At 57.1% G+C, this 22,802-nt stretch carries 17 protein-coding genes; 7 read left to right on the top strand and 10 right to left on the bottom strand.

All coding sequences use genetic code 11. The features are described from left to right. Positions 1-45 precede the first annotated feature (45 nt). Positions 46-1,932, bottom strand: coding sequence for a DNA mismatch repair endonuclease MutL (gene mutL / locus SH661x_RS16855; protein WP_437223823.1), 1,887 nt, complete (start codon positions 1,930-1,932; stop codon positions 46-48). Positions 1,933-2,292: 360 nt separating this feature from the next. Continuing rightward, positions 2,293-3,771 carry an aldehyde dehydrogenase family protein gene (locus SH661x_RS16850; RefSeq protein ID WP_437223821.1) on the bottom strand — a complete coding sequence of 493 codons (1,479 nt, stop codon included), beginning with the start codon at positions 3,769-3,771 and terminating at the stop codon, positions 2,293-2,295. 323 nt (positions 3,772-4,094) lie between these two features. Here SH661x_RS16850 and SH661x_RS16845 point away from each other — a divergent pair, with 323 nt between their 5' ends. Next, entirely contained in the window at positions 4,095-5,555 is a 1,461-nt protein-coding gene (locus tag SH661x_RS16845; RefSeq protein WP_437223818.1) for an Nramp family divalent metal transporter, read from the top strand. 191 nt (positions 5,556-5,746) lie between these two features. Further along, positions 5,747-7,072 carry a Gfo/Idh/MocA family protein gene (locus SH661x_RS16840; RefSeq protein ID WP_437223816.1) on the top strand — a complete coding sequence of 442 codons (1,326 nt, stop codon included), beginning with the start codon at positions 5,747-5,749 and terminating at the stop codon, positions 7,070-7,072. 181 nt (positions 7,073-7,253) lie between these two features. Here SH661x_RS16840 and SH661x_RS16835 read toward each other — a convergent pair whose 3' ends face one another. Then, a complete protein-coding gene (locus SH661x_RS16835; RefSeq protein ID WP_437223814.1) occupies positions 7,254-7,844 on the bottom strand; it encodes a thioredoxin family protein in 591 nt (196 codons plus the stop codon). A gap of 171 nt (positions 7,845-8,015) precedes the next feature. On the opposite strand from SH661x_RS16835, the gene SH661x_RS16830 reads away from it, so the two are divergent. Both SH661x_RS16830 and SH661x_RS16825 read left to right on the top strand, forming a co-directional pair. Then, positions 8,016-9,749 carry a family 16 glycoside hydrolase gene (locus SH661x_RS16830; RefSeq protein WP_437223812.1) on the top strand — a complete coding sequence of 578 codons (1,734 nt, stop codon included), beginning with the start codon at positions 8,016-8,018 and terminating at the stop codon, positions 9,747-9,749. Positions 9,750-9,960: 211 nt separating this feature from the next. Then, positions 9,961-10,692, top strand: a complete 732-nt coding sequence (locus SH661x_RS16825; RefSeq protein WP_437223809.1) for a hypothetical protein — start codon at positions 9,961-9,963, stop codon at positions 10,690-10,692. Positions 10,693-10,873: 181 nt separating this feature from the next. Here SH661x_RS16825 and SH661x_RS16820 read toward each other — a convergent pair whose 3' ends face one another. The 7 genes from SH661x_RS16820 to groL (SH661x_RS16790) form a co-directional block, all read right to left on the bottom strand. After that, positions 10,874-11,824 carry an SGNH/GDSL hydrolase family protein gene (locus SH661x_RS16820; RefSeq protein ID WP_437223807.1) on the bottom strand — a complete coding sequence of 317 codons (951 nt, stop codon included), beginning with the start codon at positions 11,822-11,824 and terminating at the stop codon, positions 10,874-10,876. 56 nt (positions 11,825-11,880) lie between these two features. Continuing rightward, on the bottom strand, positions 11,881-12,183 hold the full coding sequence (locus tag SH661x_RS16815) for an FmdB family zinc ribbon protein (protein ID WP_437223804.1): 303 nt from the start codon (positions 12,181-12,183) through the stop codon (positions 11,881-11,883). 205 nt (positions 12,184-12,388) lie between these two features. Next, positions 12,389-12,943, bottom strand: coding sequence for a nucleotide exchange factor GrpE (gene grpE, locus SH661x_RS16810; protein ID WP_437223801.1), 555 nt, complete (start codon positions 12,941-12,943; stop codon positions 12,389-12,391). Between the two features lie 60 nt (positions 12,944-13,003). Next, entirely contained in the window at positions 13,004-14,134 is a 1,131-nt protein-coding gene (gene dnaJ / locus SH661x_RS16805) for a molecular chaperone DnaJ (RefSeq protein WP_437223798.1), read from the bottom strand. A gap of 272 nt (positions 14,135-14,406) precedes the next feature. Further along, a complete protein-coding gene (gene groL, locus SH661x_RS16800; RefSeq protein ID WP_437223796.1) occupies positions 14,407-16,020 on the bottom strand; it encodes a chaperonin GroEL in 1,614 nt (537 codons plus the stop codon). A 104-nt stretch (positions 16,021-16,124) separates the two neighbouring features. Beyond that, positions 16,125-16,415 carry a co-chaperone GroES gene (gene groES / locus SH661x_RS16795; RefSeq protein WP_437223793.1) on the bottom strand — a complete coding sequence of 97 codons (291 nt, stop codon included), beginning with the start codon at positions 16,413-16,415 and terminating at the stop codon, positions 16,125-16,127. Positions 16,416-16,610: 195 nt separating this feature from the next. Then, positions 16,611-18,308 carry a chaperonin GroEL gene (gene groL / locus SH661x_RS16790; protein ID WP_437223790.1) on the bottom strand — a complete coding sequence of 566 codons (1,698 nt, stop codon included), beginning with the start codon at positions 18,306-18,308 and terminating at the stop codon, positions 16,611-16,613. A gap of 818 nt (positions 18,309-19,126) precedes the next feature. On the opposite strand from groL (SH661x_RS16790), the gene SH661x_RS16785 reads away from it, so the two are divergent. From SH661x_RS16785 to SH661x_RS16775, 3 genes are all read left to right on the top strand, one after another. After that, complete coding sequence (locus tag SH661x_RS16785) at positions 19,127-20,164, top strand: DUF1559 family PulG-like putative transporter (protein WP_437223789.1); 1,038 nt, start codon at positions 19,127-19,129, stop codon at positions 20,162-20,164. Further along, positions 20,164-20,568, top strand: a complete 405-nt coding sequence (locus SH661x_RS16780; protein ID WP_437223786.1) for a hypothetical protein — start codon at positions 20,164-20,166, stop codon at positions 20,566-20,568. The genes SH661x_RS16785 and SH661x_RS16780 overlap by 1 nt, the downstream gene beginning before the upstream one ends. Before the next feature lie 177 nt (positions 20,569-20,745). Continuing rightward, positions 20,746-22,575: a UbiD family decarboxylase gene (locus SH661x_RS16775; protein WP_437223784.1), complete on the top strand. Its 1,830-nt coding sequence runs from the start codon at positions 20,746-20,748 to the stop codon at positions 22,573-22,575. Positions 22,576-22,802 lie beyond the last annotated feature (227 nt).

Below are 22,802 nucleotides of genomic sequence, written 5' to 3'. Positions count from 1 at the left end.
CGTGTCACGATGCTTCAAATGAATTGGACCACCACGGAACGGAAGCTACCCGAGTCGACCGAACTGGCGGTCGAGTTCCTCACGACTCAGCTTCAATGCGGTCGGTCGCCCGTGCGGGCAGTGATGGGCATCATCACACAGGTGCCGCTGCTCGAGGAGTGCTTCCATTTCCTCCGGAGAGAGTCGTTGCCCTGCTTTGATCGCGGCCTTACACGACATCATGTGCAGCAGGCTGTCGATGAGGTCACGCCGTTCGATCCGCCGACCCGAGGTTTCCAGCAGTTCAACGATCTCTTTGAGCAGACGTGCGGGATCGGCCTTCGCCAGCAGAGTCGGATAACCCGAGAGGGCGATCGTATTTCCCCCGAAGTCCTCCACCTGCAGGCCGAGTTCCTTCAGCAGATCAATCTGATCCAGAAGGATTCCCGCTTCCCGACTCGACAGATCGACCGTGATTGGAATCAGCAGTCGCTGAACTTCGATTCCACCCGCGAGCACACGCCGGCGCAGATGCTCGTACATGATCCGTTCGTGGAGTGCATGCTGGTCGATGACCGTAATGCCGTCTGTCGTCTCGACCACCAGATAGCAGTCATGCACCTGCATGGCACGCACTTCAGCAGCTGCGGAGGCAGGAGTGTGGACCGATTCCGCTGTCGTGACATGAGTAATCGGTGAAGAGGCGACCGGCGCGGGATCCGGTCGTTCTGCTGCTTCCAGCGCTCGCTGGAAACTTCGCTCGGGTAACTCGGGAAACTTTTCGAAAGCCGGGACAGAACCGGTCAGACCGGGGAGTTCCTGCACCTGCCGGTCGAGTTGATGTGTGGTCCATGCCACCAGTTCGCGCTGGATCTGCGTGTCTTCGTGACGCAACGGCGGAGTTTCCGGGGTGGCTGCGGGGCCACCCAGAGTCAGCTTCGAATCCAGGTCCATCGACAGGAATTTGTTTCGCAGCGTCGAGAGCATCAGGCGATAGAGCACCTGACTGTCCTGAAAGCGGACCTCGGATTTTGTGGGATGAACGTTGACGTCCACCTGGTCGGCCGGCACTTCCAGAAACAGGAACGCCACCGGATAGCGCCCCACCATCATCAGTCCGCGATAGGCTTCCCCCAGAGCATGCTGCAGCGAACGATCCTGAATACAGCGGCCGTTGAGAAACAGGTACTGCCCTTTTCGCGTTCCCTTGCTCTGGCTGGGATGACCGACGAATCCCCAAATGCGGGCTCCTCCGTGACTGGCTTCCACGGGGATGAGCTGAGATGCGAGTTCGCGTCCGAAGAACAGTTCCAGACGTTCGACGAGCTGATGGGTCGGCGGCAGTTCATAGACCGTCCGGTTGTTGTGCCGCAGAGTCATCTGCAGGTTCGGGTACGCAATGGCGATTCGTGTGAAGTGTTCGGAAATGTGAGCGAACTCGGTCGACGACGTTTTCAGGAACTTGCGGCGGACAGGCGTGTTGAAGAACAGTTGCCGGATTTCAATCTGCGTCCCGTCCGGGCAGCCGCACGCGCGGGGCTCCTTGAGAATTCCTCCGTGGACTTCGAGTTCGGTTCCCATCAGCTGATCGCGCTGCTTGGTCCTCAATCGAAAGTGGGAGACTTCCGCAATCGACGCCAGTGCTTCGCCGCGAAACCCCATAGTGCGGACGTTGAAAAGATCATCTGCATCGGTGAGTTTGCTGGTGGCATGGCTGGCGACAGTCAGCTCGACATCGTCGGGGTGAATTCCTTCTCCGTTGTCGGCGATCCGGATCAGCTCGGTGCCCCCCTCTTCGATGTCGACTTCGATCTTCGTTGCCAGTGCATCGACGGAGTTTTCCAGCATCTCTTTCACGACGCTGGCAGGACGTTCAATCACCTCTCCAGCAGCAATCTTGTTGATGACCGCAGGAGGGAGTTGTCGGATGCGGGTGGTCACTTCCGTGTGCATGTGAGGGAAATGTCTGTGGAATCGAAGCAGGTCAGTGAAAATGGCGAGCGGAAGAGGTTCGTCTTCCGCCCGCCACGTTGTCAGAACAAATCAGATGTTAACAGAATTCTCAGCGAAGTTCAGCCGCGATGCAGGTCGGGTTACGAATGAAATTCACCACGGAGGCACGGTGACACGGAGAGAGAAATCAAGAGGAACAGGCATTTCCGTCAAGCAGAAATGCCTGTTCCACAGGTCGACTCAAACAGGGAGAGTCACCAGAAGTGGCAACACAGAAGGAATTCGCATGATTCGCGGTTCAGAAATCCTTTGTGTCTCCAAGACTCCGTGGTGAACCCAACTTCGCATCCGGAGATTTCCTCACCCTAAACTGACTGTCACTGTCTTGTGCTCGGTGTAGTTCGCCAACGCGGCCTCGCCCAGTTCGCGGCCGATTCCCGAGTGCTTGAACCCGCCGAACGGAGCGGCAGCGTCGAAGACGTCGTAACAGTTGACCCAGACAGTCCCGGCCCGCAGAGCTGCTGCCACGCGGTGGGCTTTGGAAATATCCTTTGTCCAGACTGCGGCTGCCAGTCCGAACAGTGACTTGTTGCCGCGTTCGATGACCTCATCGACATCCTGGAACGGGAGCACGCTGATGACAGGGCCAAAGATTTCGTCCGTTGCGATGTCCATGTCATCGGTGACGTTATCGAAGACGGTCGGTTCGATGAAGAAGCCGACGTCCCCGTGACGCTTGCCCCCGGTCACGCAGTCCGCCCCCTGCTTCTTGCCCCGGTCGATGTAATCCATGATCTTGTCGAACTGGGCAGCGTCGATCTGGGGACCGTGAGTCGTCTCCAGGTGGAAAGGATTGCCGGTCTTGCGCTGGCGTGTCCGGGCTGTCAGTTCTTTCACGAAGTCTTTGTGAATCGACTTCTCCACAAACAAACGGCTTCCGGCACAGCAGCACTGCCCCTGATTGAAGAACAACCCAAACTCCGCTCCCGCGATCGCAGCTTCAATATCGGAGTCGGCAAAGACGATGTTCGGGCTCTTGCCTCCCAGTTCAAAGGTCGTCCGCTTCAGAGTGGCGGCCGCCTCCCGCATGATGATCTGTCCGGTCTCCGTTGAACCCGTGAAGGCGATCTTGTCGACATCCGGGTGTTTGACGAGAGCTGCGCCGGCGTCGCCATATCCCGGAACAACGTTGATCACGCCGGGGGGAATTCCCGCTTCCAGTGCGAGTTCCGCCATGCGCAGGCACGTCAGCGGTGTCTGCTCGGCCGGTTTCATGACGATGGTGCAGCCGGTCGCCAGAGCAGGGCCCCACTTCCATGCGACCATCAGAGCGGGGAAGTTCCAGGGAATGATCTGGCCGACCACACCAACGGGTTCCCGCCGGGAATAGCAGAAATAATTCCCTCGAACCGGGATCGTTTCGCCCGTCAGTTTGTCTGCCCATCCGGCATAATACCGCAGGCAGTCCACCACCAGCGGCAGGTCGGCGTTCCGGGAATCGACGATCGGCTTGCCGTTATCCAGCGTTTCCAGTGCGGCCAGTTCTTCAATGTTTTCTTCGATGAGGTCGGCGAGTTTGTACATGAGCCGACCGCGGTCACGGGCATCCATCCGGGACCAGGGACCGGTTTCAAAGGCTCTGCGGGCCGCTTTGACCGCGAGATCCACGTCCTGAGCGTTGGCCCGGGCCACGTCAGCAATCTTTTCTTCCGTGGCGGGATGATGCGTGGCAAACGTCTGGCCACTGACTGAGTCCCGCCATTGACCGTCGATCAGCATCTGCGTGCAACGGACTTTGGGTGGAACGACCGCCTGTGCGGGCGCGATGGCTGTCGACATGGAGTACTCCTCGATGGACTGTGTGAACTCAACTCAGCAGGAAACATGCTCATCTGATTGAACCGCATTCCCGGCTGAAGGTCAATCTACCGGAACTCGCGGTCAAGGAGTGATGAGTCTGTTCGCTCGCGGCGAATTGAAAACAACCTGGGGTGTTAATGCTGCTGCGAGACAAGCAACGTGAATGACATCTTCACGAAAATGTTACGAATGAAATTCGGCAAGCCCGCTTGAAGACTGCGTCCACCGTTTTGCGGGAACATCAACTCTCCGTTATATTTTCACCCTAAGGAACAATTCTCCGGAGAGCGGGGCCAACAAGCGTGTCTGAAGAAATCGCCGCATTCGATCCTTACGCACTTCCTCCGGAAGATGTTCGGGATCCACCCAAGACCTGGATTGCGGCCCTGCGGAAGATCGGTCCCGGAATCATTCTGGCAGGGACCATCGTCGGCTCGGGCGAACTGATCCTGACGACCAGTCTGGGGGCGCGGCATGGCTTCGTCTTTTTGTGGTTGATCCTCTTCAGCTGCGTGATCAAGGTCTTTGTGCAGGTGGAACTGGGACGATACGCCATCTCTTCCGGACGGCCCACGCTGGGGGCGATCAACGAACTGCCCGGACGTGGACGCCGGGCTCACTGGCTCGTCTGGTGGTGGTTCTGCATGATGCTCTGCACCGTTATGCAGCTGGGAGGAATGGCAGGCGGAGTCGGACAGGTGCTGCACCTGGCATTCCCCCACTTCACGCAGCAGATGTCCACAGCGGTCTCAGCGGGTCTTCCCGGGGCCGAGCAGATTCTCAAGGTTCGACCGGAAGCCATCTGGGCGCTCATCACTTGTCTGACGGCAATCTCGCTCATTTACAACGGCGGATATCGACGCATCGAATGGCTGACGACGATGATCGTGGTCAGCGTGACCATCATTACGATGCTGGCGGTGGTGGCCCTGAACTGGACGGACTTCCCGGTCCATCTCAAGGATCTTCAGAACGGACTTGAACTCCAGATCCCCCAGTCCGGTCAGATGGCAGCATTTGCGGTGTTCGGAATTACCGGGGTCGGGGCGACAGAATTGTTCTATTACCCCTACTGGTGCCTTGAGAAAGGGTACGCCCGGTATGTCGGCAAAGCGGATGGAACGGTTGAATGGGAACGCCGGGCCCAGGGCTGGATCCGGGTGATGCAGCTGGACGCCTGGATCAGCATGGTAGTGTTCACGATCTCGACGGTTGCCTTTTACATTCTGGGGGCAGCTGTCCTGCATCCCCAGAATCTCGATCCGAAAGGGACCGACCTCATCGATACGCTTTCCAAGATGTATGTCGGTCCGTTTGGTGCTTGGACCCGGATGCTGTTCCTGATCGGTGCGGGGGCAGTTCTCTTCAAGACTCTTTATCTGGCATCGGCGGCCAACAGCCGACTGGCTGTGGATTTTCTGGTGCTGAACAGGTTCGTGTCCTCCCGGGATGCCAACGACCGGCGGCTGCTCGTTCGCCGGTTCTGTGCATTCTTTCCGCTCCTCGCGTTCACATACTACATGCTGCTGCACGACCCTCAATTGCTGGTCAAGATCGGCGGCATCGCACAGGCTTCCACGCTTCCGATGATCGCGATTGTCACGCTTTACTTTCGATACCGGAAAGTCGACAAACAGCTCCGCCCATCTCTGATGACAGACATCCTGCTGTGGATTGCGGTGATCTCAATCGTCTTCGTCGCTTTATTCGTGGTTCCGACACAGATCATCGAACTGGTGAAGTTCATGCAGACCATTTTCTGAAGCCACGACGACTTCCCCGGACCTCGAGTTAGCCGCGGTTCATTCTGAGCAAAGCTGGTCAGAGAGTCGCCATTGGAGTTCCGTCCGGTTGAAGATTCCTGTTATAGTTTGACTGTGTGCACGACGCATTCCATCCCACCCAAGTCGTGTCACACAATCCAGCCCCAGTTCTATAATCTTGTGAGCCCCCCATGTTGAAATTTTCACGAAGAGATTTTCTGAAATCCTCCGCATTTGGCGGCGCCGCGTTGATGTGCGGTGTTTCTCGTGCCGCATCTCCCAACAGCAAGCTGAATCTGGCTGCCGTTGGTGTGGGGGGCCAGGGGAAATACGACCTGAATTCTATCGCTGCCAGCCCTCACGTGAACGTGGTTGCCATCTGCGACATTGACGAGAGTGCAAACCATCTCGGCTGGGCTGCCGAGACCTATACCCAGGCAAAGCGCTACTTCGACTGGCGCAAGATGCTGGAGCAGTCGGATATCGATGCAGTGCTGGTTTCAACGCCGGACCACATGCATGCGCCGATCGGACTGGCTGCCATGTCGCTGGGCAAGCACGTCTACTGCCAGAAGCCGCTCGCGCATTCCGTGCAGGAAGCTCGTGCGATGACGAAAGCGGCCGAGAAGGCCGGTGTAGTCACCCAGATGGGCAACCAGATTCAATCCCACGAGTTCTACCGGACAGCAGTCCGCCTCATTCAGGATGGAGCGATCGGCAAGATTCGCGAAGTCTATTCGTGGCAGGCCGGGCAATCGTCCTGGAACAAGTGGACCGACCGGCTTCCCGGCAGCGATCCGGTTCCCGAAGGGGTGCACTGGGACCTGTGGCTGGGTGTCGCTCCGGAGCGGCCTTACGTCAATGAATGTTACCATCCCTATAACTGGCGAAACTGGCAGGATTTCGGAACCGGGAAAATGGGCGACTTCGCCTGTCACATCCTCGATCCGGTATTCACCGCTTTGAAACTGACAGCCCCGACTTCTCTGGTGGGTGTTAATCCTCCGCTCAACTCCGAAGCGTGGATCAACGATAACGTTGTGACCTTCCAGTTCCCCGGCACGGAATACACTGCCGAGCCGACAATTCAGGTCACCTGGCGAAACGGTCAGGGGAAGGTTCCGACCCGTGAAGAACTGTCGTTGCCGGCAGGAGTGAAGATCCCGACCGCCGGTTCTGTTTTCATCGGTGAAAAAGGACAACTGGTTCTTCCGCACGTCGGAGCGCCGGTGCTGTCCCCCACCGAGAAGTTCGCGGAGTTTGAAATTCCGAAAGTCGAAGGACGTGATCACTACGTCAGCTGGGCAGACGCCTGCCGCGGTGAAGGTGAAGCCACCTCCCGCTTCAGCTATTCCGGTCCACTCACCGAAGCCGTTCTGCTGGGGATTGTCGCCAGCAAGGTTCCCGGAGAGACGCTGGAGTGGGACTCGGCAGCGATGAAGATCACCAACAATGCGCAGGCCAATCAGTACCTGACCAAGTCCTATCGCGCAGGCTGGGAACCGAATCTGCTGTAATCAACCGACGACGGATAGCCGATGCCCGGCGTTCTTGGCCGGCATCGTCTCCGACCGTTTCAGAACGCCAGCGCTCTGACACAGCGATTGATTTTGGGTGGGATTTCCCGAACCGGGGAGTCCCACCCTTTTTTTATGAAACGCTGCCTGGGGCAATTCAACTTGTGGAGCTTCTCCCGCCTCAGACTGCGGGAGTGCCGGTGAAGTAATCGGGTTCCAGGCCGGGCTTCCATTTGATGTTGCAGCCGATGCTGGGCATCTGCCTGTCTGTGACAGGCTGCCCGGCGAGGAGGGCGTCCACGGCTGCCCGGAGGTCATGGCCTGTGATGGGGATGTCGCTCTTCGGACGGCTGTCGTCGAACTGTCCCCGATAGACCAGCTTGTGGTTAAGATCAAACAGGAAGAAGTCCGGAGTGCAGGCAGCGCGATAGGCCTTGGCGATCGCCTGCGTGGCATCGTACAGGTACGGGAAGTGATAACCCGCATTTTGAGCTTCCAGCTTCATCGCTTCAGGTCCGTCCTGCGGATAAGCCGCGGTGTCGTTTGAACTGATTCCCACCATCGCCAGTCCCTTGGCCATATATTCATCCGCAAACGCAGCCAAAGCACTTCTCAGGTGAAGCACGAACGGACAGTGGTTGCACATGAAGACCACCAGGAGTGGTTTGCCCGCGAAGTCCGACAACGACACCGTCGTCCCGTCGACGTTCGGCAGCGAGAAATCCGGGGCAGATGTCCCCAGCGGCATCATCGTGGAAGCGGTCCTGACCATGTTTCATCCTCATTTCAGAAGGGACGTTAATCTCATTACTGTAACAGAAGTTCGCGAGGCGCGAAGAATCCTTAAGGTCGCCAGCTGTGGACCGTTTCCTCATTCCTTTTCTGGCCCGCTCTCAACTATGATGTTGCACTATCCCCTGTCAAACAACATGAGGACATGAATATGAAATCCTGCTGGATGGTTCTTCCGATTCTGGGCGCGTTCTGTCTGTGTGCTGTCCTCCCGGCGCAGGCGGCGGACGAGCCAGTGGCGCTCTTCAACGGCAAGGACCTCGACGGGTGGAATCAGCGGGGAGGAACAGCGACATACACTGTCGAAGGGGATGAAATCGTCGGGACATCGGTCCCGAAAACCGGCAACAGCTTCCTGTGTACGAACAAGAACTACGAGAACTTCATTCTCGAACTCGACTTTAAAGTCGACCCGCTGCTGAACTCCGGAGTGCAGATTCGAACCAATCAGTTCGACACCGAAAAGACCTGGAAAGGGACCGATCAAAACGGCAAAGCCATCACCGCCAAGGTTGCTCCCAAAGTTGTGCATGGGTATCAGGTCGAGATCGATCCATCCGCGCGGGCCTGGTCGGGCGGCATCTACGACGAAGGCCGTCGCGGATGGCTTTACAATCTGACCGGCGATCAGAATGCGGCCGCCCGCGCCGCTTTCAAGCAGAACGACTGGAATCATTACAAGATCGTCGCAGATGGCCCGCAGATCAAAACCTGGATCAATGGAGTTCCCGCTGCGGACCTGACCGACGACATGACGTCCTCCGGCTTCATCGCCCTGCAGGTGCATGGCATTGGAGATGACGCCAGCAAGGTGGGAAAACAGATTCGCTGGAAGAACATCAAACTGCAGGAACTCCCTTCGACTGCGGCAGCGGACAATTCTGATCAGTGGCTGGAATTCAAAGGGGAGTCGGGCCCCGGAAAAGGGAAGAAGGTCGTTCTGGTCTCCGGAGATGAAGAGTACCGTTCCGAACAGGCTTTGACACAGCTGGCCAAGATCCTCTCACAGCGCCACGGCTACGACTGCACCGTACTGTTCGCCATCGATCCTGCCACAGGCGTCATCAATCCTAACATCACCACCAACATTCCGGGCCTACAGGCTCTCGACACTGCCGACCTGCTGGTGCTCTTCACGCGGTTTCGAAACCTGCCTGACGACCAGATGGAGCACTTCGAAAAGTATCTCAAGAGCGGCAAACCCGTGATCGGGATTCGCACAGCGACCCATGCTTTCAACATTCCCGGAAATAACGCGTTCGCCAGATACTCGAACGGCTACCAGGGAGATGAGAAGGACTGGGCTGATGGTTTCGGCCGGCTGGTGCTGGGAGAACGCTGGCACACTCATCACGGGAATCATAAGCATCAGAGCACCAGCGGAGTGATCGCTCCGGGCGCGGAAGGGCATCCTGTTCTGAAGGGGATCAAGGATGGAGACATCTGGGGATCGACCGACGTTTACGGTGTCCGACTTCCTCTTCCAGGTGACTCCCAGCCGCTCGTACTCGGGAAAGTGATGAACCGCGCCGGCGAGTATGATGAGAAGGATCGATACTTCGGACTGCGTCCCACCGACTCAGAACCTGATCAAAGCAAGAACGATCCGATGATGCCGATTGTCTGGCTGAAGTCCTATCAGCTGCCCGGTGGCCAGTCAGGGAAGTCGATGACTTCCACGATCGGGTCTTCATCAGACCTGACGAGCGAAGGGGTTCGCCGAGAACTCGTCAACGGAGTCTATTTCCTGCTGGGACTGGGAGATCAGATTCCTGAAACAGGCACGAACGTCGAACTGGTCGGAGACTATCAGCCCTCCGCTTACGGGAATCTGAGCAATGAGGCCTGGGCGGAAAAGAAGCTGAAACCCTCAGATCTGAAATAGTCGTGTTCGTCGGAATCGTCGGTGCCGGCGTACAACCCACACCGGCCTGACCAGCATTTTCAGGCTTTTTCGCGACGAACGGTTTCGGTAGATTGAATTTGTTGAATCATGCAAGCATCTTCATGGTGTTTGTGGTCGTGCGCACACCGATTCTGACATCCCTTCAAAGACGGCTGAAAAAATGAAACTCTCTTGGCAGCGCGGGTTTGTAATGACATTGTCCGTCGCGAGCATGGTCGCCGGACTGGGCAGTTCCGAGTGCCTCGCACAGGCCGGTCGATACGGTTACGACGGTTTTCACGGCTACGTTCCCAGCTACGGCTGGGGCGGGTACGGCTACGGCGGTGGAATGACCGCAGCCATGGGAGCCGGGATCGGAATCGGAGCTGCAGCTCAGGGGCTCGGACAGGCTGAGGTGGATCAGGGCCAGTACGAAATCGAGCACACCCAGGCAGAGTCCCAGTACCTGCAGGCGTATCAGGAGTATTTGAAGACCGTCAACATGCAGCGGCAGTTCTATGATGTCCGCCAGCAGGCCATCATGGATCAGTATCAGGCCAAGACCAAAGAGGCCCGTGCCCAGGTGGAAGCCTACAAGAAAGACATGGCGGCACGTGCTGCTCCTCACCGCCTCAGCAGCGAGCAGTTCGACCGGCAGAACAATGTGATTACCTGGCCGGGTGTGCTGCGGGCCACTGTTTTCGACGAGGACCGTTACGAAATCGACAAGCTTTTCTCTCAGCGGACTGCTGGAAACAGCGGAGCCGGTTCCGACAACTGCGCCGCGATTGAAAAAGCCACCGACAAAATGATGAAGGCGGTGAGTGCGGACATCAACAATCTGGATGTCGATCAGTTCATCACAGCCAAGCACTTCATCGGCAGCCTGGCCTATGAAGCCCGCTTCACCGTTAATGGCGCACCAGCTCCAGAGAACCAGTAAGAGGCGATGCGACTGCGGGGACCGAAACTCACTCGCGGTTCCCTGCAGGAGGAACGAGGTCAATTCCGTGGTCGCCTGATGCGGCAGCCACGCGCGGCCCGTTTCGTACCGAGTTCCACCTCCACCGGATTAAGAAAACAAAAAGTGCCGCAGGTCTCTGGATCTGCGGCACTTTTTGTTTTCACTTCTGAAGCTGCTTGAGTCGCTGCTGAATCTGCTGGTCAATCTCGGAGACCTGCTGCTTCAATTCGGCGATCGGCAGCCCGGCTGGCATCCCGGGGCGCTGATGGCCGACTTCATTCAGCCACGTATGTTTCTGCAGTGACTGCTTCTTGTCCACCAGCTGAAGCAGTTCCGCATCCGGTGTCGTGCCGGGAACACCCCAGGCCGTCAGGACGGCTCCCGCGATGACCGCTTGTCCTTCATCGTTGAGATGAACTCCGTCACCGGACATGACGAAATCCGGTTCGGTCTTCCGCTTCTCTGCCACGTAGGCGAGGACGGGAGACCGCACGTCGACGACCATTTCGACCTTGTCTTTCTGTTCCATGATCCAGGCTGCGTATCGGACCATGACCTCTTCATCATACCCCTCGTAGATGTGAACCCAGTCAAATGCCGTGTTCTCCCGGCCTTTCAAAGCCCCGGACTTCCGGGCTGGCAGCGGATCGAAAGGAGGAGGCGTCAGAAGCACCACCTTGGCGCCCGCTGCGTGCACCTCATCCACGAGTTTGAGAATTGCAGTCTGATAGGTCTGGAACCGCTCTTCGCTGAACGGAGCATAGATCCCGTCGTTCATTCCGTAACAGACGACGACAACGTCCGGGTGCAGCGTTTTCAAGGCACGGGCCAGACGCTCATGCACACCTGGCCGAGGGAAGGGATGTGCCGGTTCGGAGAGGCCGCTGGCCGTCTCGCTGGGAAGGCCCAGGTTGATGATCTCCGGGAGGGGAGTTCCCCGCTGGGTCAGCAGCTGGGCTTCAATCTGTGTCACGACATGTCCGGCATGCGTGATGGAATCCCCGAGGAAAACGATTCTCTTGGCCTGAAGCGGGAAGCTGGGCTCGGCCCCGCTTGCCATCCCCTGCATCAGGAGCATTCCCAGACACCAACTCAGCAGGCAAGCACGCATCGTGATCTCTCTCAGCAGGAATTCAGTCCCTCCGGGTCGAAACCATTTGCGACCCCTTACTCTTTCGATTTGGGTTTGCTCTTCTTTGCGGAAGAAGAACTTCCTTCCGATTTCGATTCGGATTTGGAACCTTCTGAAGACTTGGTATCGGCAGCGGCAGCCTTCTTGTAGGAATCACTGCGGTAATCGGTAATGTAAAAGCCCGATCCCTTGAAGATGATTCCAGCACCCGGTCCGATCACCCGTTTCGCCTGATTCTTCCCACACTCGGGACACTTCTTCACCGCCGGGGCCTTGATGGACTGAAACAGTTCCCAGGTGTGATGGCAGCTGGCACATTCGTAATCGTATGTCGGCATAGAGGCTCTCCGGGCGGCCGGATGACGTTAATAGTTGGATTGTATTCAGGTTGAATTGCAGTTTCAGGATTTGAAACGCAGAGTACGCAGAGATCGCTGAGAAATTCGGAGATTCTCCCTTACTTCTCGGCGTCCTCGGCGATCTCTGCGTTTCAATTCTTTTCTTCACAATTTGAAACAGTTGTGAGATCCGATCTCCAGCTTCTCACGCTTGTGCCGGAGCACTGGACACGATGACTTTGCTGGGTCTGACGACCCGGTCATGCAGCTGGAATCCTCGTTCGTATTCCTGAATGACCGTCATCGGCGGATGTTCGCTCGTCGGAACCTGCTGCAAGGCTTCATGCAGGTTCGGGTCAAAAGGCTGTCCGACTGCGGGAATCGTCTGCAGTCCCTGTCGGGTCAACACTTCCTCCAGTTGCCTGGCGACCATCTGAACGCCTTGGAGCAATGCCTCGGTGTTATGATCCTTCTGGCTGGCCTCGAGCGCACGATGCAGGTTGTCAATGACGGGCAGCAGCTCACGGATGACCGGCAGGGATGAATACTTCCGTTCCTCATCCCGCTCGCGGGTCATGCGTTTGCGGACGTTATCCATCTCTGCCCGAGTTCGCAGCAGCAAATCCCGAAGTTCGTCCCGTTCGGCAGTGAGCGTTTCCAGAGGAGACTTCTCCTCGACCGGCTCCTTGGTGGTCGATTCGACCAGTTCGGGTTCGTTGTTCTGAGGCTGTTCGCCGGTGGATTCGTTTGGCTGAGTCATGACATCACCTTCTGGACTTCGCTTTGTGAACTGGGTGTCGATTCGAGTGCGCCATCGGCATCACTCTTCATCATCCACCCCGGTGACAAAACTCTTCAATTTTTCAAACCAGCTCTTCTGATGGGGGTCCACTTCGACCCGTTCGAACTCAGCGAGCTGACGAAGGAGTTCTTCGTGCTTTTCACTGAGCTTCTTGGGGACCACCACCTGAATTTCCACGTGCAGATCCCCCACGCTGCGACCGCGGGGATCGGGCATCCCTTTTCCCTTCAGACGGAAGACTTGCCCAGGTTGAGTCCCCGCAGGAATCTTCAATTCATCTTTGCCAACAACCAGCGGCACTTCGAGGGTCGCTCCCAGTGCTGCCTGCGAGTAGGAAACCGGAATTCGGCAGATCAGGTGAGATCCTTCCCGACGGAAGATGGAATGTTCTTCCACCGTCACTTCGATATACAGGTCCCCGGAAGGTCCTCCCCGCGGCCCCGCTTCTCCTTCGCCCCGCAGGCACAGGGACTGGCCGTTATCAATCCCCGCAGGAATGCTCACGGTGCGGGTCACGACTTCACCCACCAGACCGCTTCCCTGGCAGTCGTCGCACTTGTTGCGAACGACCTGTCCCTGACCGCGGCAGGCTGGGCACGTCGTCTGCACCCGGAAGAAGCCCTGAGCCTGCACGACCTGGCCATGTCCGCCGCAATACTCGCACGTTTCCGGCTTCGACCCAGCTTCCGCGCCGCTGCCGTCACACGTGGGGCAGGTCTTGTGGCGATGAAGCTGAACGTCCTTGCTGCAACCGACCGCCGCCTCTTTGAGCGTGAGCACGACACTTGTCTGCAGATCCGATCCGCGTGTGGGACCGGACCGACGCCCTCGTGCTCCCCCACCGAAGCCGAACAGGTCACCGAATGCGTCAAAGATATCGTTGATGTCCTGAGCGCCGCCCGAGCGTCCGCGTCCAGCACCGCTCACACCAGCGTGGCCATACTGGTCATAACGGCTGCGTTTTTCGGAGTCGCTGAGCACTTCATAGGCTTCAGCGCATTCCTTGAACTTGATGACCGCTTCGGTATCACCCGGATTACGATCCGGATGATGCTTGAGCGCCATCTTCTTATAGGAACGCTTAATTTCCTCGAAGGTCGCTGTGCGGGTGACTTCGAGGACCTCGTAGTAATCACGCTTGGAAGACATGGAAGGCATTAGTCTGTCGTAGACAGGAACGTCGGTGGCGGAGCTTTCAGGCGATCTGAAGCATGTTCTAAGTCAATTTGTCATTTGTCATTTGTCAATAGTCATCTGCAGGAAGGGACACTGCTGAACTTTCTCAATGACAAATGAGTAATGACAATTGACCAATGACAAATTCTGCGATTCGGGGAATCGATCGATTCTTGAGTGTCCTCACAGACAACGAGCCGCCGGTTCTCCGGCGGCTCGCGTGACATCCACGGAAACTGTCCGGATTACCGGACCGCTCCTTCGATCACTTTCTTGGAGTCCGCCGGGACTCCACCGGTGATCAGCACCTGCGTCGTCAGCATCAGGCCGGCGATGCTGGCTGCATTTCGCAATGCGCTCTTCACCACCTTGGCGGGATCGATGACCCCGGCCTTGTACATGTCGACGTACTTGCCGTTGACAGCATTATACCCGAATGTCGCCTCAGCGTGGTTCTTGACTTCATCTGCGATGACAGAACCATCTTCCCCGGCGTTTCCGGTGATCTGGCGGATCGGGGCTTCCAGAGCACGAACGACGATTTCCACGCCGATCTTCTCGTCCCCTTTGGCCTTCACCTGTTCAATCGCTTTGATCGAACGGAGCAGAGCCACACCGCCGCCTGGGAGAATGCCTTCTTCGACAGCAGCACGGGTTGCGTGCAGGGCGTCTTCCATGCGGGCTTTGGTCTGCTTCATTTCTGCTTCGGTGGCTGCACCGACGGAAATGATGGCGACGCCACCTGTCATCTTGGCAAGCCGTTCCTGGAACTTCTCGCGATCGTACTCGCTGTCGGTCTCTTCGATGTGACGCTTGATCTGGGCGACACGCTTCTGGATTTCCTTCTGATCTCCAGCACCGTCGATGATCGTGCAGGAGTCTTTGGTCACTTCCACTTTCTTGGCGCGACCCAGGTGGCTCAGTTCGACACTTTCCAGCTTGATTCCGAGGTCCTCGGAAATCAGGGTGCCGCCGGTCAGAACCGCCATGTCCTGCAGCATCGCCTTGCGACGGTCGCCGAAGCCGGGAGCCTTCACAGCACAGACCTGCAGCACGCCACGCAGGCGGTTGACCACCAGTGCGGTCAGGGCTTCGCTGTCGACATCTTCAGCGACAACCAGCAGCTGCTTGCCGGTCTGGGAGACCTTTTCCAGCAGCGGAATGAAATCCCGCAGGTTGGAGATCTTCTTTTCGTGGAGGAGAATGACGCAGTTCTCGAGAACTGCTTTCATTTCTGCCGGCTCGGTCACGAAGTAAGGAGAGATGTATCCCTTGTCGAACTGCATCCCTTCGGCGAGTTCGAGAGTGGTGGAGTTGCTCTTCCCTTCTTCGACGGTGATGACGCCGTCACGACCGACCTGTTCCATGGCGTCGGCGATCATCTTGCCGACTTCCGCGTCGTTGTTTGCGGAAATCGCACCGATCTGCTCGATCTCCTTCTTGTCGGAAACCGGGCGGGCGAAACCTTCGAGGAACTCGATGGCTGCATCGACGGCTCGTTCGATCCCTTTGCGCACGATCTGCGGATTAGCTCCCAGCGAGATGCTGCGGAGACCTTCTTCGTAAATCGCGCGGGCGAGAACGGTGGCCGTCGTGGTGCCGTCTCCGGCGATGTCGCTGGTCTTGGTGGCGACTTCATTCACGAGCTTGGCGCCCATGTTCTCGAAGGCGTCTTCCAGTTCGACTTCCTTGGCCACGGTCACGCCGTCCTTGGTGACGAGCGGGTTGCCGAAGCTCTTGTCGATGATCACATTGCGGCCTGTCGGGCCCATCGTCACGGCCACAGCATCGGCCAGTGTGTTGATCCCGCGCTGCAGCTTCAGTCGAGCGCGATCTTCAAAAAGTAATTGCTTAGCCACCAAAAGCTCCTCGCTGAGGACGTTGTTTCAATTCAATGATGTTCGGTGATGATTTTGAAGTTTAGCCACACACGTGAAGTGTGTGGCTAAACCGAATGACACACTTAGCTGACGACTTTGGCGAGAATGTCGGATTCGCGGAGAATCTTGATCTCCTTGCCGTCGACTTCAATCTCGGTGCCGCCGTACTTCGCGAAGAGGACTTCGTCCCCCACTTTGACGCTGGGAGTCGAACGCTCGCCGCTGTCCAGCAGACGTCCTGGACCGATGGCCAGAATCGTTCCACGCTGCGGCTTTTCCTTGGCACTGTCCGGAAGAACAATTCCGCCGGCTGTCGTTTCCTCAGCGCTGAGAGGCTCAACCACCACGCGATCATCAAGCGGCTTAAGAGTCATGGATATCCACTCCAAATAGAATCTGTTGTGTGAATTTGAAGTTCTCTCCACCACCGGAGAGAACGATGAGTTTTTGACTTTCGCCCTCAATGGCCAAATGACAAATGACCATTGATCAATGACAAATTTCTTCTCTCACAAGCGGTCCCGGCCATGCGATGGCCGGGCGTTTGTGATCTCTCACTGTCGTGTGAATTAGAAGCCGCCCATGCCGGGCATGCCTCCCATTCCACCCATGCCGCCGCCCATACCACCCATTCCGCCCATGCCACCCATGTCGTGGTGGTCATCGTGGTGGTTGTCGGATTCTTCCTTCGGCTCATCAACGATGATCGAGTCGGTCGTCATCAGCAGCGATGCGACACTGGCACCGTTCTGCAGGGCAGTACGCACCACTTTGGCCGGGTCGACCACGCCCATTTCGAACATGTCCCCGTACTTCTCGTTGAGGGCATCATATCCGTAGTTGGGGTCGGAGTTCTTGCGAACGTTGTTCGCGACCACAGCACCATCGAGACCTGCGTTTTCTGCAATCTTTCGCAGCGGCATTTCGAGGACGTTGCGGATCAGCTGCACACCCAGGGCTTCATCACCCTTGAGCTTCAGCTTTTCAATGGCAGAAGCGGAACGCAGCAGGGCAACTCCACCGCCAGGAACGACACCTTCTTCGATGGCAGCACGGGTTGCAGCCAATGCGTCGTCGACGAGGTCCTTGCGTTCCTTCATTTCGGTTTCGGTCACAGCACCGACTTTGATTTCCGCAACACCGCCTGCCAGTTTCGCCAGACGTTCCTGCAGCTTCTCGCGATCGTAGTCGCTGTCGGTCTGGGAAATTTCGTTGCGGATCTGGGCTGTGCGGCCTTCGATGGCCTTCTTGTCGCCAGCACCTTGAACAACGGTGGTGTTCTCGGCGTCGACGCGAATCTTCTTGGCCACGCCAAGATCCTTGAGGTTGGCGTCTTCGATCTTCTCACCGAGATCTTTGAAGAACGCTTTGGCACCGGTCAGGATGGCAATGTCCTGCAGCATTGCCTTGCGGCGATCGCCATAGCCAGGAGCCTTGACGGCACAAACCTGGACAATCCCTCGCATCTTGTTGACCACCAGAGTCGCCAGGGCTTCCCCTTCGACGTCTTCAGCGATGATCAGCAGCGGACGGCCAGCCTTGGAGACCTGTTCCAGCAGCGGAACCAGAGAGCGGGCGTTGCTGATCTTTTCTTCGTGGATCAGGATGTAGCAGTTGTCCAGGGCACAGGCCTGCTCATCTTCGTTGGTGATGAAGTGCGGAGAGAGGAATCCTCGCTCGAACTGCATCCCTTCGACCAGGTCGACTTCGGTCTGCATGCCGCGACCTTCTTCGACAGTGATCACGCCGTCTTTGCCAACCTTCAGCAGGGCGTCGGCCAGAATCTTGCCGATTTCCTTGTCGTTGTTTCCAGCGATGGTGGCGACGGTTTCAATCGCCTTGCGATTTCCGGCGTCAACCGGCTTAGCCAGCTTCTTCAGACTTTCGACGACAGCGTCAACAGCCTTCTGAACTCCGCGTCCCAGGGCGACCGGAGCAGCCCCGGCAGCGATGAACTTGAGACCTTCGCGGTAGATCGCTTCCGCGAGAACGGTAGCAGTGGTCGTGCCGTCACCCGCCACGTCGCCTGTCTTACTGGCAGCTTCTTTCACCAGCTGGACACCGCAGTTTTCGAACTTGTCTTCGAGTTCGATGTCCTGTGCGACGGTCACGCCGTCTTTGGTGATCTTGGGGGAACCCCACCCTTTATCAAGCACGGCGTTACGCCCGCGGGGCCCCAGTGTGCTCGCAACAGCCTGTGAAAGCTTGCTGACCCCGGCCAGCAGCTGCTTGCGTGCATCTTCATCAAAACTCAACAATTTCGCCACGATCACTCCTCGTGCTGCGCCAAACGATGATCTTCAGGTGATTTCCGGTCGGAATCTGTGTTGCGCTGACCCGTGTCGCCTGTCGCTGTCGTCACGAATCCGACTGGGACTCATTTCAGCGAATTCTGTCTCTGAGAGAGAACTCAACACTTTCAGCGGCTGCCTGGATTGCAGAACTCCGACTTGAGTCTCCGCTGGATGCAATGCCTATGCCAGTACGATCGGGAATTTTGTAAGTGGTTATTTTGTAAATGGTTGTGGATTGTGTGGTGTCTCTGCTGACCGTGGTTCCCTGCCAGCATGGCAGGCGGTCAAAACGGCATTGAATGCGAGGTGTCGAGGCTCCCAGGGCAAAGTGTCTTCGAAACGTTTTGCGGACGATCCAGAAATTCCGTAAGAGATTTTGAATAAACGGGAGATAATAATCGTTATCATAATTGTCGAGAAACTGTTGCCCGACCGTGGTTTAATGCTCCCATTCAGAAATTTGAAATTTTCAAATTCGGATTGACAATTGCGAATTTTTTGGGAAAAGAGTCGTACACGCATCTTTTCTAGATCACATCGCTCGATTTCAGGTCAACACGTTCGATTCCTTGTTTGCTCCGGGGTTTTCCAGGGGAAGGAGGGAGTGTCTTTGTCGAGGTCATTCGAAGTGCGACTTGCAGATCTTTTGATTGCCACATTGTCTTTTCGCTGAGCCCGAACGGAACGTTTTCAATCGTTGTTCCGCGCGGGGATTGAGTTTTCGCATTCGTACTCATTGCTGGCGAATTGCGCCAGATTACTTGTCAGGTTTCTTGAAAGGTTTTCGATCCATGCACAGCCCTCCCCTCTCTCAGTCGAATCTGCCTGCTCAGCAGGAGAATCTGTCCAGCCTGGCGCGGACTGGCCGCCGGACTCGCGGATTTACGCTCATCGAACTGCTGGTCGTCATTGCGATTATTGCAGTCCTGATCGCGTTGCTCCTTCCGGCTGTGCAACAGGCCCGAGAAGCGGCCCGTCGCTCCCAGTGCAAGAACAACCTGAAGCAGTTTGGACTTGCTTTTCACAATTATCACGACACATTCGGCGTGTTTCCTCCCGGTGCGATTGTCGAAGGTGCAGCAAGCTGCCCGACGGCATATGGCCAGAACCGGGCTCCCTGGAGCGTCTCGATTCTGCCATATATCGATCAGGCGAACCTGTACAATCGCTTTGCCTTCAGTGAGCATTTCGGAGTGAACATGAATGAGCGGTCTGTCAGTTCGACCAACCGCCCATTGCAGGAAGGGACCGCACCGACTGCGTTTCAGTGCCCTTCCGATCCCTATGGGAAGGGGCGCATTGCAAACTATGTCGCCTCAGCCGGGGGTGGGGCTTCGGGGGCCTGTGTCGCTACACATGGCGGAAGCAACTTCACGCTGCTGGACAGCGGCGCGACATATATCAATTCCTCGGCCCGACTCCGAGACTTTATTGACGGAGCTTCCAACACCTACCTGATGGGTGAAACCAAGTACCAGTTCGACTCCAGCTGCAGTGGTGCTCAGACTGCGGAAGGTTATCACCTGAACGGCATGTACTGGGCCGGGGGCGCTAATCCCGGACCTGAGTGGCGGGTGTTTACAACCGTGGGTGCCGCAATCAATGGGATTAACTCCCCGGATCGGACCTATCCGCAACTGGCATCCGGGCCCAACTGCGTGGATGATTCCCTGGTCAGTCGCGCCTTTGGGAGCCGTCACGTCGGGGGATGTCACATGCTCATGGCAGACGGGAGTGTCCATTTTATGTCGGAAAACATGAATCTGGGGACTCATCAGGGGCTCGGAAACCGACAGGATGGCCTGCCTCTGGGGGGGATACCACAATAGTGCATAAACACGCCTACATTCTGCTCCTGGTTGCCGGCCTGGCGTTCTCGACCTTCGGGTGTAGCCGTCCTGCGGGTGGTCCAACTCGGTTTGCCGTGAATGGGACCGTCACAATCGACGGAAAGCCCGTGGATCACGGGACGCTGACATTCGAGCCGAACATCAAACAGGGAAATGACGGTCCGCCGACCGGCTGCCCTGTCAAAGATGGGAAGTTCACTGTTGCGGCCGGTCACGGGAGTGTCGGAGGGGCTTATGTTGTTCGACTGGATCCACCGACCCGGTTGTCTGGAACGCCTGTGAGTCAGCTGTTTGAAGCTTCTGTGCTGGAGATGGAACTTCCGAAAGAGTCCTCCGAGGTGCAGCTGGACTTTAAAACCAAAGTGACGACCAAGCGTAAGTGAGAGAGAGCCTGAATTCGACTTTTCCAAGTGAAACGAACAATTCAGGCGGGAGTCAGATTCGAAGCCATCCGGTGATCTTCATCGGGTGGCTTTTTTTGTCAGGGTGAAGTGCCCCTGCGGAGCATCCCGGCTAAACTCCGCGTGATTCATCTCTCACCCTGACACTGACCTGTTCCTATGGGTTACCTCAACCTGCGCGCGGCAATTGCTGATCTGGAGGCTCACGGACACCTCGTCCGCATTGCCCATCCCATCGATGCGAATCTGGAAGCTGCCGAGATCCAGCGGCGGGTCTATCAGGCGGGCGGGCCGGCATTACTCTTCGAAAATGTCGTCGGCTGTCGTTTTTCAATGGTCAGCAATCTGTTCGGGACGATCGATCGAACCCGCTTTCTGTTTCGTGACACACTTGATCTCGTGCGGCGGCTGGTTGAGCTGAAGATCGATCCGGCGCAGGGTGCCAAAGCTCCGTTCAGATACGCCAGGGCGCTCCCCACCGCCTGGGCGATGCAGCCAAAATCGGTACGTACCGGACCGATCACCGAATGCCAGACGACTCTTGACCAGCTGCCCCAGTTAAAGTCATGGCCCGATGACGGCGGCCCGTTCATCACGCTGCCAGCTGTCTACTCTGAGCATCCCGATCATCCCGGCTGGCAGAAATCCAATCTGGGGATGTACCGTGTTCAGCTGGCGGGAAATCAATTTGCCCCCAACCGTCAGGTCGGACTGCACTATCAGATTCATCGCAGTATCGGGGTGCATCACGCTGCCGCGCTGCGACGGGGAGAACCACTGAAGGTCAACATCTTCGTGGGAGGACCGCCCGCCCTCATTCTGTCCGCAGTCATGCCGCTGCCGGAAGGACTCTCGGAATTGACATTCGCTGGAGCATTGGGAGGGCGAAGGGTGCAGCTGGTCCGGCAGGACGGCCAACTTCCCCTGATCGCGCAGGCGGACTTCTGCATCTCAGGTACCATCGACTCTTCTCAATTGCCCGAAGGCCCGTTCGGCGATCATCTGGGATATTACAGCCTGCAGCACGACTTCCCTGTTTTGAATGTGGAGCGGGTCTGGCATCGGCGCGATGCGGTCTGGCCATTCACAGTCGTCGGTCGTCCCCCTCAGGAAGACACTTCGTTTGGGGCGATCATTCACGAAATCACGGGGCCGGCCATTCCCAGCGTTCTCCCGGGGGTGAAGGAAGTGCATGCTGTGGATGCTGCCGGTGTGCATCCCCTGTTGCTGGCCATTGGCAGCGAACGTTATGTGCCGTACGCATCTGAACGAACGCCGCAGGAGATTCTCACTCAGGCCAATGCGATCCTTGGACAAGGGCAGCTCTCGCTCGCGAAGTATCTCTTCATTGCTGCGCAGGAAGATGACTCGGACCTCGATCTTCACGACATTGGCAAGTTTCTGGTGCATGTTCTGAAGCGGGTCGACTGGACGAGAGATCTGCACTTTCAGACCCGTACCACGATCGACACGCTGGATTATTCAGGCGACGGATTTAACGCGGGGTCAAAGGTCGTTGTGGCGTGTGCGGGGGCTGTTCGGCGAACCCTGTCCACTGACATCCCATCGTCCTTCAAGTTGCCAGAAGGGGTTACGAACCCTCAGGTCGTTCTGCCGGGCGTTCTGGCGATTGAGGCCCCTCCCTGCAGAGAGCGAAATGACGGGGTCCTGACTGATTTTTGTCGGGGGTTGAGCAAGCTGCAGTCGACTTCCGGATTTCCACTGTGTGTTCTGGTCGACGATGCGGAGTTCGCAGCTCGCAACCTGAACAACTTTCTCTGGGTGACGTTCACTCGATCCAGTCCAGCTGCGGACATTGATGGAACGGATTCGTTCATCGATCAGAAGCACTGGGGGTGTCGCGAGACGCTGGTGATTGACGCGAGAATCAAGCCGCATCACGCCCCGCCGCTGATCGAAGATCCTGAAGTGACGCGGCGCGTTGATCAGCTGGCTGCCAGCGGGGGTCCGCTGCACGGAATTCTGTGAAGAGTGTGAAGAGTGTGAAGAGTGTGAAGAGTGTTTGCAGTTTCGCGGGAGAAATGCACTCGCTGACGCTTCGTGCTCTGATCATCGCGAGGAGGATTTCACTGTCCCCTGACCTCTCATCCGTCTTCCCTGCGCAACAAAACATGCCCGGCGAATGTTGAGAAAGTGGCGTCCTTGCCTGTATCCATCCCTGGTATCCGAGTGTGGGGCTCGGGGAGTGTTGAGTG

It is taken from the genome of Planctomicrobium stercoris, assembly GCF_051465655.1.
Lineage (GTDB): Bacteria > Planctomycetota > Planctomycetia > Planctomycetales > Planctomycetaceae > Planctomicrobium.
This window is presented reverse-complemented; position numbering and strand designations above follow the sequence as displayed.

What these genes read in the sequence shown, in the direction of transcription:
- SH661x_RS16820 (WP_437223807.1), bottom strand. Translation starts at nt 11,824, where the DNA reads ATGCGTGCTTGCCTGCTGAGTTGGTGTCTGGGAATGCTCCTGATGCAG.
- mutL (WP_437223823.1), bottom strand. Translation starts at nt 1,932, where the DNA reads ATGCACACGGAAGTGACCACCCGCATCCGACAACTCCCTCCTGCGGTC.
- SH661x_RS16775 (WP_437223784.1), top strand. Translation starts at nt 20,746, where the DNA reads ATGGGTTACCTCAACCTGCGCGCGGCAATTGCTGATCTGGAGGCTCAC.
- SH661x_RS16825 (WP_437223809.1), top strand. Translation starts at nt 9,961, where the DNA reads ATGACATTGTCCGTCGCGAGCATGGTCGCCGGACTGGGCAGTTCCGAG.
- SH661x_RS16815 (WP_437223804.1), bottom strand. Translation starts at nt 12,183, where the DNA reads ATGCCGACATACGATTACGAATGTGCCAGCTGCCATCACACCTGGGAA.
- SH661x_RS16830 (WP_437223812.1), top strand. Translation starts at nt 8,016, where the DNA reads ATGAAATCCTGCTGGATGGTTCTTCCGATTCTGGGCGCGTTCTGTCTG.
- SH661x_RS16785 (WP_437223789.1), top strand. Translation starts at nt 19,127, where the DNA reads ATGCACAGCCCTCCCCTCTCTCAGTCGAATCTGCCTGCTCAGCAGGAG.
- SH661x_RS16850 (WP_437223821.1), bottom strand. Translation starts at nt 3,771, where the DNA reads ATGTCGACAGCCATCGCGCCCGCACAGGCGGTCGTTCCACCCAAAGTC.
- groES (WP_437223793.1), bottom strand. Translation starts at nt 16,415, where the DNA reads ATGACTCTTAAGCCGCTTGATGATCGCGTGGTGGTTGAGCCTCTCAGC.
- SH661x_RS16840 (WP_437223816.1), top strand. Translation starts at nt 5,747, where the DNA reads ATGTTGAAATTTTCACGAAGAGATTTTCTGAAATCCTCCGCATTTGGC.
- dnaJ (WP_437223798.1), bottom strand. Translation starts at nt 14,134, where the DNA reads ATGTCTTCCAAGCGTGATTACTACGAGGTCCTCGAAGTCACCCGCACA.
- grpE (WP_437223801.1), bottom strand. Translation starts at nt 12,943, where the DNA reads ATGACTCAGCCAAACGAATCCACCGGCGAACAGCCTCAGAACAACGAA.
- SH661x_RS16835 (WP_437223814.1), bottom strand. Translation starts at nt 7,844, where the DNA reads ATGGTCAGGACCGCTTCCACGATGATGCCGCTGGGGACATCTGCCCCG.